A 16474-nucleotide genomic window follows, 5' to 3' on the forward strand; every position below is an offset into this window, starting at 1 on the left:
ACCTCGATGGTCGATCCGGGGCGGGGAAGCGGACTAGCGTAGACGACTACCCCAGCCAGAGATCCCCAGCGCAGAGTGAGGTCACGAGTGCGACAGGTCATTGCAGGTCTGCTCGTCGCGGGCATGGTGGCGTGGGGTGTGCCCGGCGTCGCGTCGGCGGCCCCCGACATCCCGCCGGTTTCGGATGCGGCGCGCGCCGCCGGACTGGTCGACGTCCGGACCGTCGTGCCCGACGCCGTCATCGACCTGCGCTACGCGACGTCGAACAACTTCGTCGGGGTGGCGATGTATCCGGCCGACGCACGGTGCCTCGTCGCTCAGTCCATGGCCGACGGCCTCAAGACCGCCGCCGGCATCCTGCGGGCCGACGGCGACGTCCTCGTCTTCTGGGACTGCTACCGGCCGCACGCGGTACAGGTCCAGATGTATGAGGTGGTATCCGAACCCGGCTGGGTCAGCAAGCCCGGACCCTATGCCCGTAGCCACGAGGCGGGACTGTCAGTCGACGTGACGCTCGCACATGACGGCGCGCTCGTGGACATGGGAACCGGCTTCGACGAGTTCACGCCCCGCGCCCACGCGTACGCCACCGACGGTGTCAGCCCGGCGGCGCAGGCGAATCGGACCCGGTTGCGCGACGCGATGGCCGCCGGCGGGTTCACCGTCTACAAGGGCGAGTGGTGGCATTTCGACGCGCCCGGCGCCTACAACAACCACCCGATTCTCGATGTTCCTGTGAATTAGGTGATTTGATTCCCCGGTGCGCAGGTTGATTGCGGCGGTGTCGCTGGTCGCGTCGTGAACGCCGACTTCGAGTGCACGGCCGACGCGCAGCACGCGTACTACCGGAATTCTGTTGTCGCAGAAGCGAATCCGTCGACATTCCCGGCCAACTGGGCCGTCACGCGATGTGACGAGACCTCGATATCCTTCGCGGAGTGAACCGACCTATGCGGCGTGTGCTGGTCCGTGCGTCGGATTCGTTCATGTGCGGCGTGTGAAGCTACTTCACCGTTCGATGCGATCTTAACCGCTTCGAATCCATAGACAGTCACCGCTCAGCGTCACATTGAACAACCTCGGCGCGAATGTGACCTCGAGTCGCTGGTCAGCAGCGCCCTCGGTGACCTCGGGTGCAGAGAGGACACCTGGGCCGAGAACGGTGACTTGTTCGGCGCGGCATCGGGTATCCGCATTGCGCGGCGTGGCAGTCCAGTCGCCGGACTGGACGTCCGGGTTTTGCCGACCGTTCCCGTGCAGCAGGATCGGCGGACCGACGCTCAGCCAGCGGTCGTTCGGAGGCTGCGGCGTGGTCACCGCCTGCCACGTGCCATCGCTGCACACCAGCGGCATATTCGCGTCCGCGGGCCGCGTCGCTGCCCCGGCGGCGTCCGGTGGACACGGTGTATTCGCCTGCGGAACAACGGGATCAGCAGCCGCGACACCCGATGTGAACACCAAGACAACGGCCACGAGCATACCGGCCACAGTGCGGTACACCGTCAGCCCACCTTGTCGAGGTCTGTCTTCATCAACATGACGTTGTAGTCAGACCACATCGACAGGTTCCAGTACAACTCCGAGCCGGTGCCCTGCGTCGAGGGTGACCACGGATGCATCATCGGCGCGTAAATCCCGCCGTTCTGCTGTGTCATCAAGACCTTGCCCGCCGACCATTCGCCCTCCGGGCGGTCGGACGTCCGCATGACGATGTTGTTGTTCCGGTCGCCATGTAGGGCGACGTACTTTTTAAGCTGCTGGTTGTACTGGACGGACATCTCGCTGACCGCGCTGCCTGGGTTGACTGCGCCGCAGGCTCCGGCCGTCGACTGGCCGAAGATCGGCGTCGCGGCCGCCGGATTGCCCTTGACCCAGCCGGCCGGGGTGGCGCCCGCGCCGTACCACCCGCCGGCAGTGCCCGAGGTGTAGTACTCGTACTTGCTCAGGTCGAGGATGTCCCGTTCCGCGACGCGGGCGACATAGGCCGCACCCTGGCGGCCGTTGGGTGTCCCGTAGGCGTAGACGTAGCCGTCGCCCGGCCGGACGAATGCCATCTGCTGGAAATTCTGGTTACCGGTCGCCGCGTTGTTGTAGCGGACGGTCTGAGGGGCGACCTTCCATGTCTCGCCGTTGTCTTCGGAGTAGGCGATCGCCGAGTAGTTCGTGGTCCACACCCCCGGAGCACCCCACTGAGTCACCGACATGAAGCTGATGTACTGCGTGACGTTGTATTCGGTTCCCGGCGTCGGCACCGAGATGCCCGCGGTCGGAATCAGCGTGATCCCGGCGGGCAGTCCCTCGGGGAAGATGATCTGCCGTGCCATGTACTGGTACGGCGCACCGGAGGGAACATAGGTCAACGGCGATCCGCCGAAGTCACTGCCGGTGAACCATTCCGGATCTGTGAAGTCGAGGCCGTCGAACAGATCGGCGTCGACGCTGCGGAACAGGACGTTCGGTCGCCAATGGGTGCCTGTCGCCATGCCGCCGACACCGAAGGTGTCGCCGAACGCGATCAGAACCTGGTGTTCGTTCACGTCGGGAGTGTTCGGGTCGTCGACCATGCCGTTGTCCCACATGATGCCGAGGTCGGTGCCGGTGACGCCGTAGTAGTACTGCGTGTTGTTCGCTGGATTGTTCCCGGTGATCCAGTCGACGAATTGAGTTGAGACGCTGAGATATTGGCCGGGCGCCGGGAATCCTGGCCGCGTCGTCGGCGGAGGTGTAAGTTCCGCAAGGGTGAGGCTCATGGTCTGCGCACCGGCGAGGGTCATGTCCTCCTCCGTGCCACCGGCGAGCGCGTCTATGAATTCGTCAACCTCGCGACGGGCGAAGGCCAGCAGGCTCCACGCCAGCGGGGCCGCGGGATCCAGCGGCGCGTTACCCGCGAGCGGGTCGAGCAACGAGTCGACCATGTTCGTCAGGATTTCCACCGCCGCGGTCAGCAGGTTTGGATCCTCAGGAGCGATGACGGGGGCGTCTTCGATCGACTGCGCGGCCGTCAGCGGAGAGATGATCAACGGTCCCGACGCGGCGAGATCGCGCGCATCGGCGAATGTGACAACCTTCTCGACCTCCTGAGTGTTCGAGTCGATCGAGCCGGGATCCGTCACCTTTTGGTCTGTGAGCGTTGTCGTCGTGGCGGTGTCCGGCTGCGACGCAGCGGGATCGTTGTTCGAGTCCTTGTCGGCCTCGTCGATCTTGGGTGGCTGCGGTTCCTGCGTCTCGGTGGGCTTGGGCTCCTCGGTGGGCTTGGGCTCTTCGGTGGGTTTGGGCTCTTCGGTGGGTTCGTCGGCTGGAGCCGATCCGGACCTATCGAGGGTCCCGGTGTTGGTCTGAGCAGTCACCTGGCCGGGTTCCACCGCGCCGCGTGGCACGTCCTGGGTCGTTCCTGTGGTGTCCGAACCGTCCGTCGGTGACCCGTCCGTCTGGGTCGTCGTCGAGGAGCCGACCGGCGATGTGCCGGTGGTCGTGCCAGTCGTTGTGGTACCGGTCGTTGTGGTACCGGTCGTTGTGGTGCCGGTGGTCGCGCCGGTATTCGAGGCCTCGATGTTCGACGTGTCTGTGTTTGACGTGTCTGTGTTCGGCGAGTCGGTCGAGGTGGATGAACCTGTTTGCGCTGCGGCCACCCCGTGGCCCATCGCGATCGCGGTTCCGACGCCCAACGCGACGGCTAGCCATCCGACACGGCCGATATAGCTGGCAGGTCCCATGCCAATCCCTCCAAATGGCCCCCCGACCCGTCACCAACGTCAATTAGATAACACAACGTCGTCCGGCACAGCAAAAAGAGGCAAAGGTCCCATAATTCACAGCGGTCGCTGTGGCGCCGATCTTGGTGGTGTTTTACTGAAAGCTCCGGCGGCGCGCAGTCTGTTGGCTAAGACATCAGGCCGGCGTCCCGCAGCGCGTCCTCATAGAGGCCGAACGCGTAGGACAGACCGTCTCCGACCCATGCCTCGATGATGTTGACGTGATCGGCGATGGCCTGCACCTCATAGGCATACGTCTCGAATTGTTTGTCGAGATGCAGGGCGTCGATTTGCTGTCGGGTTCCCTGGATGAGGACGAACCCACCTAGTTCATTGCTCTGCGGTTTGAGGATCGCGGCGTCGAACCGCTCGATGCGCCCGTCGCGCTTCAGTTCCTCGAGGTAGCCCGTCAGCTTGTCCTTCAGGAAGGCGAGAGCCTGCGTCTCGCGTCCCCGCGTGGGAATCCCCCACACCACCCAGACGCCCGCTTCTGCCATGGCTTTCCTTTTACACCAGATGTCTCGCTCTTATCGCGTGACATGCAGAACGCGATCTGTGAAGCTTCGGCGGATGACTCTTGTCGATGAGCCGGTCGCAACCCATAGCCCGAGACGGGCTTGGGTCGCCGTCACGCTGCTTGCGGTGGTCGGCACGCTCAACTACGCAGACCGGTTTCTGCCCGCCGTCCTGGCCGAGCCGATCAAGAACGACCTTGCGTTGTCCGACACCGCAATCGGCGTCATCAACGGCTTCTGGTTCCTGGCCGTCTATGCGGTGCTGGGCCTCGTGATCGCCAGGATCGCCGACCGTGGCGCCTTCGGTCTGGTGATCTCGACATGCCTGACCCTGTGGGGCGCTATGACGATGCTCGGCGGCGCTGTCCAGTCGGCATTCCAGCTCGCCCTCACCCGCGTAGGAGTCGCGGTGGGGGAGGCGGGCAGCACGCCGGCCGCGCATGCCTATGTGGCACGGAACTTTCCGCCCGAACGCCGCGCCGCCCCGCTGGCCGTCATCACCATGTCGATCCCGCTGGCCAGCGCCGCGAGCCTGCTCGGCGGCGGTCTGCTCGCACAGTCGCTGGGTTGGCGGACCGCGTTCGTGGTGATGGGCGCGATCAGCGTGTTGGTCGCTCCGCTGGTGCTCCTCGTACTCGGACGTCGCCAGCCGATGCCCGTTGCAACCGCACCCACGGGCGGCGACATGCAGGCGGCGAAAGTGCTGGACCTGCTTAAAAAACCGAGCTTTCTGGCCGTCGTCATCGGCGCCGCGTTCATCTCGTTCGCGGGATACTCGCTGACCACCTTCGCGCCGGCCTACCTCATCCGGACACGCGAGATGTCGCTCGGCGAGGTCGGTGTGCAATACGGTCTCGCCAGCGGATTGACCGGGATCTTGAGCCTGCTGCTCGTCGGACGTGTCGCGGATCGTCTGTCCGCCAAGGATCCTCGGTGGTCGCTGTGGCTGGTGGCTGCGATGACCGCTGTCATGCTTCCGTTCTCGGCCCTGGCGTTCGTGGTCGAGAGCCGGACGCTGTGTATCTGGTTCATCGCACTGAGTTATGTCGTGGGCACGGCCTACATGGCGCCGTCGATCGCCGCGATTCAACGGCTGGCAACAGCCCAACAGCGCGCGACTGCATCAGCGATCTTCCTGTTCTTCGGCGCCATGGTCGGCTCGGCGGGACCGTTCCTGACCGGCGTCATCAGCGATGCACTCAAGGCCGACCTCGGCACCATGTCGCTGGGCCGGGCATTGCTCATCGTGCCTGCGGCACAGGTGATCGCGATCATCTGTTATCTCGTCGCGAGCAGGAGCTTCATGCGCGAGATCGTGGAATCAGATGATGGGCTGGTCGTCCGGACGGCGTACCCGTAACCAGCGATAGCCATAGGGTTCGAGGCCGACCTCGATACGGCCCTTGGCATCGAGCGCATGCTCGGTGAGATCGTCGAGCAGGTCAACGAGCACGGAACCCGACGGCGTGCTGTCAACCTGGATCGGCACGATGCAGCTGTCCGCACCGAAATTGTGCAACGCGACCATCGCCCAGCCCGACTTCTCGCGGCACACGTGTGCCAGGACGGCCGGGTTGGGTTGCTCCAGGATTTCGGCTGTCGACCAACCGATCTCCGGCTGCTGGCGGTAGGTGTAGATGAGGTTGCGCATGAACCACCAGAACGAATCGTGGTTGTGGCGCTGGTCGGCCGCGTTGATCCGGTCGGGACCATACAGACCGTCGGGAAGCGGCCGCGTCAGTCGACGCTTTGCCGCTCCGGAAAAGCCCCCGTTTACCCCGTTGGTCCACTGCATCGGCGTACGGACCGCGAATCGTCCCGCAATGTCCAGGTTTTCGGACATCCCGATCTCTTCACCATAGAAGAGGACGGGAGTGCCGGGCAGCGAGAACGCCAACGAATAGGCCATGCGCATCCGTCGCTCGTCACCACCGAGCATGGACGGAAGCCGCCGGCGCAGTCCGCGGCCGTAGAGCTGCATGTCCGGGTCCGGACCGAACGCGTCGAAGATCTCCTGTCGCTCGTCGTCGCCCAACTTGTCGAGCGTCAGCTCGTCGTGATTCCGTACGAAATTGGCCCATTGGCTGGTCACGTCGAGAGCAGGCCGCTCGCGCAGCGCGTCCGCTATCGGACCGGCGTCGCCACGGGCCAGCGAGAGGTACATGTTCTGCATCGCGATGAAGTCGAACTGCATGTTGAGACCATCGCCGTCGGGACCGCCGAAGAATGCCAGCTGATCCTCGTAAGGAAGGTTCACCTCGCCGAGCAGGACCGCGTCGCCCAGGCGGCGGGTGACGAAATTGCGGATGTCGCCGAGGTACTCGTTGGGGTCGAACACGCCGGGATCTCCAGGTGCGCCGTCCTTGGCGAAGAGGAACGGCACGGCGTCCACCCGGAAGCCCGAAACGCCCAGCTCGAGCCAGAACCCGAGCGTGCGTGAAATCTCTTCCTGCACAGCCGGATTGGCGATATTCAGGTCAGGTTGATGTTTCAGGAAGTGGTGCAGATACCACTCGTCGGTCTTCGGGTCGAGCTCCCACAGACTGTCCTCCTGATCGGGGAAGACCACGTCTTTGCGGCTCGACTTCGGTTTGGTCTTACTCCATACGTAGTAGTCGCGGTACGAGTCGTCGGTGCTTCGGCGGGCCGACTTGAACCACGGGTGGGCGTCGGAGGTGTGGTTCATGACGAAGTCGATGATGACTCGGATACCTGTCGATTTGGCCGTGCGCACCAGTTCGACGAAGTCGCCGTGAGTTCCCAGTCGTGGGTCGACGCCGAAGAAGTCGGTGATGTCGTAGCCGTCGTCGACCCGGCCGGTCGGATAGAACGGCATGAGCCATAGACAGGTCACGCCGAGGTCGGAGAGATACTCGATCCGTTCTGTCATGCCGCGGATATCGCCGTATCCGTCGCCGTTGTAGTCGTAGAAGGTCTCGATGTCCGCGCAATAGAAGACGGCGTTCTTCCACCACAGGTCGGCGGTCTCGCAGCGCCTCATGCCCGTGCCGCCTGTGGCGCAGTCGGAGACAGCGACGGGAGCACATGTGCACCGAATGCCTCGATGAAGGCGCTCTGATGCTGCCCGACGAAATGCAGATAAAGCTCGTCCCATCCCTGCTCGATGTCCTGTTGCAGCCATTCGGTGTGCTGACCCAGATCGTCTGAGACCCGAACGGATTGGCGGACGTCTTCGGGGGACACTTTCTCGGCGATCACGTCGAACGCCTCGACCGACTCGGTGTCCCAGCAGACCGGAGGTTCGAACACGTTGCTGCGCCATTGGTGATGGGCGATGGCGAGTGCCTCGTCCTCGTCGGGCGCCCAGCTGAGATGGATCTGGAGGCGAGCAGGCCCTCTGCCGCCGGCGTCGCGATAGGACTCCATCACCTTGCCCAGCGTCTCCCGCGACTGATTGACGGTGACCAGGCCGTCGGCCCACGCGGCATGACGAGCGGCGGTTTTTGGCGTGACGGCCGGTCCAACGAGGTCCGGGACGACGTCGGGCAGCGTCCACAGCCGCGCCCGATTGACCTTCACGAGGCCGTTGTGGCTGACCTCCTCGCCGTTGAGGAGACGACGGATGACGTCAACGCATTCGACGAGGCGTTCGTCGCGCACGTCCTTGCGCGGCCACTCGTCGCCGGTGATCCGTTCGTTCGACGCCTCGCCCGATCCGAGCGCCGCCCAGAATCGCCCAGGAAACATCTGCGCGAGGGTCGCTATCCCCTGCGCGACTATGGCTGGGTGGTAGCGCTGACCCGGCGCGTTCACGACGCCGAACGGTAGTTGCGTGGTAGCGAGGGCGGCTCCGAGAAACGACCATGCGAAGCCCGACTCGCCTTGGCGCGCACTCCAGGGACTGAAGTGGTCCGAGGACATGGCGGCAGTGAATCCGGCTTGTTCAGCGTGCTGGACGTCCCGCAGTAGTTGGCGCGGTGCGATCTGCTCGTGAGAGCAGTGAAAACCAATGACCGTCATGGGTGAGCGGATACCCGATATGGACGAGTAGTTTCACGATCGTGGCTGACCTGATGAACCGGCAGATCGTCTTGCGTCGTCGTCCGACCGGATTGGTTGCGCCCGATGACACCGAGTTGGTGACCACACCGGCGCCCGAGCCCGCCGAAGGTGAGGCACTGATCCGCACGACGTATGTCGGTATCGACGCCGCCGCGCGCACCTGGCTCAACGATCAACCCGGCTATCTCCCGCCCGTGCAGATCGGTGAGGTCATCCGCGCGGCAGGCATCGGCGAGGTGGTCGCGTCGCGCTGTGACGCCTACGCCGTCGGCGACGTCGTCACGACGCTCACCAATTTCCAGGAGTACGTGATCTGCCGCGACGACATCTTCACCACCCCGGTGCCCGGGCCGCAGGACAAGGTCGACCAACTCGCGGTGATGTCCGTGTACGGGCCGACGGGTGCCACCGCCTACTTCGGCATGGTCGGCATCGGTAAGCCCAAGGAGGGAGAGACGGTGGTCGTCTCCGCCGCGGCGGGAGCCACCGGATCGGTGGCCGGACAGATCGCCAAGATCGCGGGCGCCCGCGTCGTGGGCATCGCCGGTGGGCCCGACAAGTGCAAGGCGGTCGTCGGGGACTTCGGATTCGATGCGTGCATCGACTACCGGGAGGACAACTTGAAGGCCGCGCTCAAGGAGCACTGCCCGCGCGGGGTCGACGTTTACTTCGACAACGTCGGCGGTCCGATTCTGGATGCAGTGCTCGGCCGTCTCGCACCGAAGGCGCGTGTGGTGCTGTGCGGTGTCATCTCCAGCTACCTCACCGGTGAGCATCCCGGACCTGCCAACTACGTGAACTTGCTCGCGAAAACCGCGACGATGCAGGGCTTCAACGCGCTCGATGAGTGGAGTCGATTCGATGAAGCGTTCGGCCCCCTGCGTCGGTGGTCGGATGAAGGCAAGCTCGTCCATCGCGAGACCGTTTACGAGGGCATCGAATCGTGCGTTGACGCCATGAACGGGTTGTTCACCGGGGCTAACATCGGCAAGATGTTGGTGAAGATCAGCGAACCAAAAAACGGCTGAATACCTCCAGAAGAAAGGGGGTACAAGGGGGCATGGTTTCCAACGTCCTCCGTTTGCTCGGCGTCGCGGTCACCGCCGTCGCGGCTCTCGTGCTCTCCCCTGTCCCGTCCGCCACCGCCCAGGGATGCCCCGATGTCGAGGTGGTTTTTGCACGTGGCACCGGTGAACCGCCGGGCGTCGGCGGCGTCGGCCAGGCCTTCGTCGACGCCCTGCGCGCGCAAGCCGGGCCCCGGTCCATGAACGTCTATCCGGTCAACTACGCGGCCAGCAGCGACTTCATGGGAGATCGAATCGCCTTCGCCAGGACCGTCGTGGATGGCATCCGCGACGCCGGTACGCACATCGAGGCCACCGCGGCGAACTGCCCGGACACCAAGATCGTCCTCGGCGGCTTCTCCCAGGGCGCAGCCCTCGCCGGTTACGTGACCTCGGCCGAGATCCCGGAGGAAGTGCCCGCCGAGTACCGCGAGTTCATTCCGAATCCGATGCCCACGGAGGTAGCAGACCATGTCGCAGCCGTGGTCCTGATCGGACTACCCTCGCCGGAGTTCCTGAGCAGCGGAGGTGCCCCGCCCATCGCGATCGGTCCGTCGTACGTCGACAAGACCCTCAAGGTCTGCGCGCCTGACGACAACATCTGCAACGGTGCGCCGGCTGGTCCGCCCAGCTTCGCCCACGCGACGTACGGGGTGAACGGAAGCACGAATGACGCGGCCGCTTACGTGGCCGCCAGACTTGGCCCGACCCCGCCACCCCCAGCCGCCGCGTCGATGATCCCGGCGCCTCCGGCCCCGTGGGCTATGCCGGTGCAGTAATCGCCGCGAATAGTTCGGCCATCTCGTCAGCCGGGCCGCCGGGCACGGTGTAGCCGGTTTCATCCCGAATCTCGTCGAGGTGGTCGTGCACGTCCTCTACGAACAGCTGCCGGCGGTAGAAGCCCTTCGTCCTGCCGATGAAGAAGCGCGCCACGTGGCCCGCGCCGACGGTGTAGATCTCGTCCCGACACCGGACACTGCCGGTGCGTCAGGAACGCGGCCACCGGTGCGACAAGTGCGGGGTCGAGCCTCTCCGAGCCGTCACCGGTGACGGAACCGCCGATGTCATTGACGACGACGTGCGCGCCGCGCGACGCGAGCAGCAGTGCGTACTCCTCGCAGCGTCGGTGTCACCACGTGACCGGAAGCTCCTTCATGCCGTAGATGCCGGATTCGCCCTTGAATCTCAGCTCTTCCACATCGACGGCCAATCGCAGTCCCGGCACTCGTCGCGCCAGTGTCGCGAACGCGATCTGCATCTCGACCCGGGCGAGGTTCGCACCGATGCAACTATGCACGCCGTAACCGAAACCCAGGTGCCCACGCACATTTCGGTCGCCATCGAGTACATCTGGGTTGTCGACGAAGTCGGGATCCCAGTTTCCGGCGGGCAAGTTCATCACCAGCCAGTCACCGGCGTGGATCTGTTGTCCGCCGAGGATGAGATCTTCGGTCGCGATCCGGTCGACCTGGCTGTGCACGATGGCAAGGTAGCGCAACAATTCCTCGACGATCTTGGCGATCACCGACTGGTCGTCGGTATGCCCGAGCAGCTCGAACATCTCCCGATGTTCGATCAGCGCAACGGTTCCCAGGGCAATCATGTTCGCCGTCGTCTCGTGACCGGCCTGCATCATGATCGCGCCGGTGACGGTGGCGGTTTCTGGACTGATATCGCCGGTCACCACATGATCGGTGACGAGTCGGCTGAGCAGATCGTCGCCGGGCTCGCGCTTCTTGCGCTCGACCAGCTCGGCGATGTAGGCGAACATTTCCCCGAAGGCCTTCGCCTTCTCTTCGTCGGAGGTGTGCACGTCCAGTCCGACCGTCGTGTGATGGTGGAACAGTTCGAGGTCATCGCCGGGTACGCCGAGCAGGTGTGCGATGACGAGCGAGGGCACCGGCAACGCGTAGGCGCGCACGAGATCGGCCGGCGGGCCGGCCGCCAGCATCGCGTCGAGATAGTGATCGACGATCTCCTGGATCTGCTGCCGCATACCGTCGACGCGCCGGAAGGTGAAGTCTCTGGTCAGCATTCGCCGGATGCGATGGTGTTCGGGATCGTCGACGCGCGCGAACATGATCGGCGTCTTGTTCTCGCTGTCCTTCGGCATCATTTCGGATGGAATGGTTTCGGCGGACAGCCGGGGATCGACGAGCGCGGCCCGAATGTCTTCGTACCGGCTGACTACCCATGTCGGCCTGCCCTGGTAGATCGCCCGTCGCAGGCCGGGCTCGTCGCGCCATTGCGTGAATTCTGCGGGTGGGCGCAACGGGCAGGTCGCCGAGCGCGCAGCGGGGATCGCGGGAAGGTCGGACTCTGTGGCTGTGGAAGTGCTTGTCATCACCGGCGTTTCCGTCAAGTGTCAGTGCCCTGACAATTAGTCCCGAGCGTAGGACCCACCGGAGTGGCAGTCAACTGTCAGTTAGACTGGGATGATGACCGACATCGCCGATCGGCCGTTGCGCGCCGACGCGGCGCGCAACGCGGAGCGCATTCTTCGCGCAGCGCGCGATGTCTACGGCGAACTGGGGGCCGAGGCGCCGATGGAGGCCATCGCCCGCCGCGCGGGCGTCGGCGAGCGCACGCTGTATCGGCGATTTCCCACCAAGGGCGACTTGATCAACGCCGCACTGGACCAGAGCATCGCCGAGAACCTGACGCCGGTGATCGAGAAATCACTTGGCGACAAGGACCCCATGCGCGGACTCGTCGCGTTGATCGAGGCGGCGATCTCCCTGGGGGCCCGCGAGCACCACATGCTGACCGCGGCGCGTCGTGCGGGCGCGCTGCGGTCCGACGTCTCGGCCGAGCTGAACGACGCCCTAGCCAGGCTCATCACGCGCGGCCGGAAAGCGGGAGTGATCCGGGCCGACGTGGTTGCCGACGACCTGCCGCGCTTCATCGCGATGCTCTACGGCGTGCTGTCGACGATGGATTCCGACAGCGACGGTTGGCGGCGTTACGTCGCTCTGCTCATCGACTCGATATCGACGGGTGCGCGGCAGCGCACCCTCCCGCGCGCCGTGCCGCTGCGCTTCGAGCCCTCGCCGAACAGCTGGCCCTAGTGCGCGCTGGTGCCGCGGCCGGACGCGATGTGGTCGGCCGCGTAGGTTGCGGCCTGGTCGATCATCCCGTTGACCGGATAGCTGTTGTGGGCGGCACCGTCCCCGCCGCCGGCTGAGCAGATCGGGTCCGCGGGGGCGCACAGGTCAAGGGTTTTGCCCGAATACAGACTGCCGACGGTGATCGGCGGCGCGGCGTTGTTGATGGTCTGCAGAAAGCCGTTCGACGGCTTCCCGAACAGCGCCACCGCGGCGACATGGTCGGCGACGTCGGAGGGCATCGGACCGGTGATCCCCTGCGGCAGTGTGAATCCGGGCGGGACGCCGTCGGCCGTGATGTACCCGGCGACAGCGGCACCCTGTGAAAAACCTCCGAGTACGATATCGGTCTCGGGGCAGGTGTTGGCGACGTCCTGAACCTTGTTTCTCGCGTCGATGACGCCGTCGGCTGCGGTCGCGAAATCCAGTGACGCGGGGTAGTTCACGGGGTAGACGTCCATGGACTGGTCGCCGATCTTCGATTTCAGCGAATCGACGAACGCCTGGCCGACGCCACCGACCCCCGGTGCCTCGAATGTGCCGCGCGCGAACACAACCTGCACATCCGCACACTGTGCGGCCGATGCCGAAGGGGCAGCGATGGAGGGACTGAGCAACGTCGCCGCCGTCACCCCCGAAGCGACGACCAACTGATTGATGACCCGCATACCGACGCACCGCCTGTGGATAGTTCTGGAACTGGGGTGGGGCTCAACGTTGCGCTCCGCGAGCGCGGAGTTCCCCTCCGGCGCACACGTAAAACGCACGCGCTCATGTGATCTGGATCAATGCCCGAACTGTTCGATGATGAGTACCTGCAACTCGCCGACCACGCCGCCGAGGATACCGCCGACGGTGATCATCAAAGGCTCGTCGTCCTTGAAGATCGGTCGCAGGATCGACTCGTATTCTTCGTTCGTGAGCTGATCCATCTTCTCGACGATGGTGTTCTCGAGGTCTATCACGCTCGTCGCGTAGTCCTGTGCTTCGAGCAGTGTCGACGGGAGACGCTCGAGCACGACCTCGACCACCCGGTCCTTGAGGGCGCGATAGCGTTTCGTGCCGACGGCGAGCACAACGAGCGGGCCCGCGATCCCCGTCTGTGCATCGATCGCCGCCTCGGTCTCCTTGGCGGCGAGCGCGAACAGCTTGTCCGAGCCGGGACCCTTGAGAATGCCGTCGAAGAGAATCTCCGGTGAGAACAGATCGTCGGCGAGGATCTTTGCGTAGTCGCGCGTGATCTTCTCGCGCTGAGCGTGCAGCATCCCCTGAAACGGGATGAAGCCCAGGAACTTCTTCTCGTGCACGGGCCGGAACAACATGTTGAGCGCGATGTAGTCAGACAGGAAGCCGACGGCGAAACCGAACGCCGGCATGATCCACGGGTTCTTGAACAGGGCCCACGCGATCATCTGCACCAGACCGATGGCGAAGCCGAAATAGATCCCGCTGCGCCGGACGAACGCCATCGCGTCGTCGCTGACACCGCGCATCAGCTTGTTGAGCTTCTCTTTGTTGCGCACCAGCGTGGTGACCGCAAGAAACTGCAGATCGACGTAACGGACCAGGTCCGACTTCATCTCGTTGAGCATGTTCTCGGTGACCTTGGGCGCCTGCGCCTGAATCCGATCCTGGATGGCCCTGCGGGCGGGTTCGGGCAGTGAGTCCCACAGGCCGGGGCGAATCTGCTCGGCGAGGTCGCGGGTGATCTCGTCGATGGCCTCGAGCAACGGGCCGCGCAAGGCCTCGACCGCTTCCGTGGCGTCGATTCGCTCCAGCAGCTCTTCGGGCTTGAGCAGGTTCGTGGTGAGCAACTCGATGGTCTTTGATCCGACCTTGCCCGCGCGCCGCGGCACAATGCCCTGCCATCCGATCGGTCCGATGCCCTTGAACTCCAGTGGGCGGTAGATCATCTCCAGCGCAACAATTTTGGTGCCCCAGCCGACAAATGCGGCCACGAGCGGCATCGACAGGTAGATCAGCCAATTGGCGCCGAAGTCGTTCTTGATCTCCGCCCAGGACTGCATGGCGACGACGAGATCGCTCACGTGCCGCCCTGCTGCATCGTCGCTTCCCACAATGACTTGCCGAGCCCGGACAGTGACAGGGTGAACTTGTCGACCTTTGCGACCAGCGGGCCGCGAGAGGCTCTCTTGACTGCGTCCAGTACCGCTGTCTCCGCCAGCAGCACCTCGTAGTCGTCCTTCAGATCGGGATCCTCGGGGCCGATCTCGACCAGCCCCAACGACAGCAGATGGCTGACGTAGGTGGGGACCATCGCGGGCAACGCGACATTGGCCGTACGACCGATGAGCGAGGCGTTCTCGAGGACGGCGCGGCCGGGCACGGCGCGTCGTGCCCAGTCGTGCACCGTCACCAACGGCGATGACGAGCCGTCGGAGAGCGCGCTGATGATGCGCGCTTCGTCGGCGACCAACTGGTCGAGGATGTGGTGAAACAGTTCGACCTGGCTGCTACTCGTGCTGTTGTCGAGTGCACGGTCGAGCAAGTCCCGCATCTTCGAGCCGAGGCCGTCGGCCGGTGGTGCGTCGGGCGCGGTCGGCGTCGGCCGGTCGGGCGGGTCTGCGGATTTGTCGGAGTCGTCGTCGAGCCATCCCATCAGGTATTCCTGCGTTCGGATGGACGTGCGAAGCCAGTAACGCGCAGCGCCGGTCGCGAGCCCGGCGACGCGTTCGAGCGGGTCCTGCGAGTTCCCCACGGCGCAACGGTAACGGCTCGACTGTAAGAATCGGCGAAAAGGGAGGTTGAGCGTGAACCAGGACACGTACGACAAGGGCCGGGGCTAGCAGCCGGTATGGATATCGGGTTCATCGGGCTGGGAAACATGGGGCTTCCGATTGTCTGCCGGCTGATGGCGGCCGGACATCGCGTCGTCGTCTTCGACACCCGCGCCTCCGCCGTGGACGACGCTGTGGCGCGTGGCGCCCAAGCCGCCCAGTCCGCGGCCGACGTCGCTGACCGCGTCGCCACCGTCATGGCCAGCCTGCCGACGCCCCACGCGTCGGCCGAGGTCGCCGACGCCGTCGCGCGCGGGTCCGCCATCCGTCGCTTCATCGACTTCTCCACGGTGGGAAGTCAGGCAGCGCAACGCAATAGCGCACTGCTGGCCGAATATCGCGTCGCCGCGCTCGACAGCCCCGTCAGCGGAGGCGTGCACGGTGCCGAGGCGGGCACACTTGCGGTGATGGTGTCCGGGCCGCGCGCCGACTTCGACGCATGCGTCCCGGCCTTCGACGCAATCGGGCGTACCACCTTCATCAGCACGAAACCCGGTGCGGCGCAGACGATGAAGCTCGTCAACAACCTGATCGCCGCGTCTTCGCTCGCGGTCACCGCGGAAGCCATGGCAATGGGCGTCAAGGCCGGCCTGGACGCCCAGGTGATGATCGACGTGCTCAACGCGGGATCGGGCGGAACCCACGCCAGTCGCGACAAGTTCCCGCGAGCGGTGCTGCCGCGCACCTTCGACTACGGGTTCGCGACCGGCCTGATGGTCAAGGATGTGCGGTTGTACCTCGACGAGGCCAGGGCGCTCGGACTGCCCACTGCGATGGCCGCCGCCGTCGCTCAGGTGTGGGAGAGCACGCTGGCCTCGGAGGGACCCGAATCCGATTTCACGTCAATCGTCAAACCGATCGAAGCCGCGGCCGGTGTCGTCATCGAGTCGCGAGCACCGTGACCGGGGTGCAGCCAGTCGACGCGGTTCTGGCCGCGGTCACCAGCTTTCCGCATGACGTCGAGGTGGTCCGTCAGGCGGCAAGCGCCCGAGTGTAGCTGATCAGCGCCGAGCGTATCGCCGCGCACCTGCGGGTGGTGCAGGCGTCGTTCGCATGGGTGATCACCGGCTTGGCCGCCGCGCTGGTGACAGGGTGGAGAATTGGGGCCGCAATGGCTGCACCGGGGATCTTAACGAGATCACGCAGACGTGTGTAGATTTCGTGAGGTCCGGTCTGGCGCCGCTGGCCTGAGCCCAATTGGGTTGGGCTGTAAGGCTT

The 16474-nt window shown here is 64.8% G+C and carries 16 protein-coding genes and 1 pseudogene; 7 read left to right on the top strand and 10 right to left on the bottom strand.

Annotated features, from left to right (window positions below; genetic code table 11):
* Window positions 1-123 precede the first annotated feature (123 nt).
* Window positions 124-744, top strand: coding sequence for a M15 family metallopeptidase (locus tag BST47_RS20010; protein ID WP_083127454.1), 621 nt, complete (start codon window positions 124-126; stop codon window positions 742-744).
* Between the two features lie 282 nt (window positions 745-1026).
* On the opposite strand, the gene BST47_RS20015 is transcribed toward BST47_RS20010, so the two are convergent.
* The 3 genes from BST47_RS20015 to BST47_RS20025 form a co-directional block, all read right to left on the bottom strand.
* Window positions 1027-1500: a hypothetical protein gene (locus BST47_RS20015; RefSeq protein WP_083127389.1), complete on the bottom strand. Its 474-nt coding sequence runs from the start codon at window positions 1498-1500 to the stop codon at window positions 1027-1029.
* Between the two features lie 2 nt (window positions 1501-1502).
* Window positions 1503-3713 carry a glycoside hydrolase family 183 protein gene (locus BST47_RS20020; protein ID WP_083127390.1) on the bottom strand — a complete coding sequence of 737 codons (2211 nt, stop codon included), beginning with the start codon at window positions 3711-3713 and terminating at the stop codon, window positions 1503-1505.
* A 167-nt stretch (window positions 3714-3880) separates the two neighbouring features.
* On the bottom strand, window positions 3881-4249 hold the full coding sequence (locus BST47_RS20025) for a hypothetical protein (RefSeq protein WP_083127391.1): 369 nt from the start codon (window positions 4247-4249) through the stop codon (window positions 3881-3883).
* Between the two features lie 73 nt (window positions 4250-4322).
* Here BST47_RS20025 and BST47_RS20030 point away from each other — a divergent pair, with 73 nt between their 5' ends.
* Entirely contained in the window at window positions 4323-5627 is a 1305-nt protein-coding gene (locus BST47_RS20030) for a spinster family MFS transporter (protein ID WP_083127392.1), read from the top strand.
* On the opposite strand, the gene BST47_RS20035 is transcribed toward BST47_RS20030, so the two are convergent.
* Entirely contained in the window at window positions 5589-7268 is a 1680-nt protein-coding gene (locus BST47_RS20035; protein WP_083127393.1) for an alpha-amylase family protein, read from the bottom strand. The genes BST47_RS20030 and BST47_RS20035 overlap by 39 nt on opposite strands.
* Complete coding sequence (locus BST47_RS20040; RefSeq protein WP_083127394.1) at window positions 7265-8248, bottom strand: TIGR03885 family FMN-dependent LLM class oxidoreductase; 984 nt, start codon at window positions 8246-8248, stop codon at window positions 7265-7267. The genes BST47_RS20035 and BST47_RS20040 overlap by 4 nt, the downstream gene beginning before the upstream one ends.
* Window positions 8249-8289: 41 nt before the next feature.
* Here BST47_RS20040 and BST47_RS20045 point away from each other — a divergent pair, with 41 nt between their 5' ends.
* Both BST47_RS20045 and BST47_RS20050 read left to right on the top strand, forming a co-directional pair.
* Window positions 8290-9318, top strand: a complete 1029-nt coding sequence (locus BST47_RS20045) for an NADP-dependent oxidoreductase (RefSeq protein WP_083127455.1) — start codon at window positions 8290-8292, stop codon at window positions 9316-9318.
* 32 nt (window positions 9319-9350) lie between these two features.
* Window positions 9351-10133 carry a cutinase family protein gene (locus tag BST47_RS20050; RefSeq protein WP_083127395.1) on the top strand — a complete coding sequence of 261 codons (783 nt, stop codon included), beginning with the start codon at window positions 9351-9353 and terminating at the stop codon, window positions 10131-10133.
* Here the strand turns inward: BST47_RS20050 and BST47_RS31220 are convergent.
* On the bottom strand, window positions 10117-10287 hold the full coding sequence (locus tag BST47_RS31220; protein WP_234809787.1) for a hypothetical protein: 171 nt from the start codon (window positions 10285-10287) through the stop codon (window positions 10117-10119). The two genes, BST47_RS20050 and BST47_RS31220, sit on opposite strands and share 17 nt — an antisense overlap.
* Window positions 10288-10483: 196 nt before the next feature.
* The gene (locus BST47_RS20060; protein WP_083127396.1) at window positions 10484-11698 is read right to left on the bottom strand and encodes a cytochrome P450; all 1215 of its coding nucleotides are present in this window, start codon (window positions 11696-11698) and stop codon (window positions 10484-10486) included.
* A 94-nt stretch (window positions 11699-11792) separates the two neighbouring features.
* Between BST47_RS20060 and BST47_RS20065 the strand changes: the two genes are divergently transcribed.
* Complete coding sequence (locus BST47_RS20065) at window positions 11793-12422, top strand: TetR/AcrR family transcriptional regulator (RefSeq protein ID WP_083127456.1); 630 nt, start codon at window positions 11793-11795, stop codon at window positions 12420-12422.
* Here the strand turns inward: BST47_RS20065 and BST47_RS20070 are convergent.
* From BST47_RS20070 to BST47_RS20080, 3 genes are all read right to left on the bottom strand, one after another.
* Window positions 12419-13126, bottom strand: a complete 708-nt coding sequence (locus BST47_RS20070) for a cutinase family protein (protein WP_083127397.1) — start codon at window positions 13124-13126, stop codon at window positions 12419-12421. The genes BST47_RS20065 and BST47_RS20070 overlap by 4 nt on opposite strands.
* Before the next feature lie 117 nt (window positions 13127-13243).
* On the bottom strand, window positions 13244-14485 hold the full coding sequence (locus tag BST47_RS20075; RefSeq protein ID WP_207568647.1) for a DUF445 domain-containing protein: 1242 nt from the start codon (window positions 14483-14485) through the stop codon (window positions 13244-13246).
* Window positions 14486-14502: 17 nt separating this feature from the next.
* Window positions 14503-15177 (bottom strand): Abi-alpha family protein, encoded by a 675-nt coding sequence (locus BST47_RS20080; RefSeq protein WP_234809788.1) that lies wholly within the window; start codon window positions 15175-15177, stop codon window positions 14503-14505.
* A 96-nt stretch (window positions 15178-15273) separates the two neighbouring features.
* On the opposite strand from BST47_RS20080, the gene BST47_RS20085 reads away from it, so the two are divergent.
* Both BST47_RS20085 and BST47_RS20090 read left to right on the top strand, forming a co-directional pair.
* On the top strand, window positions 15274-16158 hold the full coding sequence (locus tag BST47_RS20085; protein ID WP_083127399.1) for an NAD(P)-dependent oxidoreductase: 885 nt from the start codon (window positions 15274-15276) through the stop codon (window positions 16156-16158).
* Window positions 16159-16175: 17 nt separating this feature from the next.
* A pseudogene (locus BST47_RS20090) lies at window positions 16176-16447 on the top strand (TetR family transcriptional regulator); the annotation flags it as partial.
* Window positions 16448-16474: the final 27 nt, after the last annotated feature.

It is taken from the genome of Mycolicibacterium tusciae, assembly GCF_002086795.1.
GTDB lineage: Bacteria > Actinomycetota > Actinomycetes > Mycobacteriales > Mycobacteriaceae > Mycobacterium > Mycobacterium tusciae.

Bases quoted from the DNA above. Each gene is read 5' to 3' on its own strand.
- BST47_RS20020 (WP_083127390.1), bottom strand. From the start codon at position 3,713: ATGGGACCTGCCAGCTATATCGGCCGTGTCGGATGGCTAGCCGTCGCG.
- BST47_RS20030 (WP_083127392.1), top strand. From the start codon at position 4,323: ATGACTCTTGTCGATGAGCCGGTCGCAACCCATAGCCCGAGACGGGCT.
- BST47_RS20065 (WP_083127456.1), top strand. From the start codon at position 11,793: ATGACCGACATCGCCGATCGGCCGTTGCGCGCCGACGCGGCGCGCAAC.
- BST47_RS20010 (WP_083127454.1), top strand. From the start codon at position 124: ATGGTGGCGTGGGGTGTGCCCGGCGTCGCGTCGGCGGCCCCCGACATC.
- BST47_RS20025 (WP_083127391.1), bottom strand. From the start codon at position 4,249: ATGGCAGAAGCGGGCGTCTGGGTGGTGTGGGGGATTCCCACGCGGGGA.
- BST47_RS20050 (WP_083127395.1), top strand. From the start codon at position 9,351: ATGGTTTCCAACGTCCTCCGTTTGCTCGGCGTCGCGGTCACCGCCGTC.
- BST47_RS20075 (WP_207568647.1), bottom strand. From the start codon at position 14,485: ATGCAGTCCTGGGCGGAGATCAAGAACGACTTCGGCGCCAATTGGCTG.
- BST47_RS20035 (WP_083127393.1), bottom strand. From the start codon at position 7,268: ATGAGGCGCTGCGAGACCGCCGACCTGTGGTGGAAGAACGCCGTCTTC.
- BST47_RS20040 (WP_083127394.1), bottom strand. From the start codon at position 8,248: ATGACGGTCATTGGTTTTCACTGCTCTCACGAGCAGATCGCACCGCGC.
- BST47_RS20085 (WP_083127399.1), top strand. From the start codon at position 15,274: ATGGATATCGGGTTCATCGGGCTGGGAAACATGGGGCTTCCGATTGTC.
- BST47_RS20060 (WP_083127396.1), bottom strand. From the start codon at position 11,698: ATGACAAGCACTTCCACAGCCACAGAGTCCGACCTTCCCGCGATCCCC.
- BST47_RS20070 (WP_083127397.1), bottom strand. From the start codon at position 13,126: ATGCGGGTCATCAATCAGTTGGTCGTCGCTTCGGGGGTGACGGCGGCG.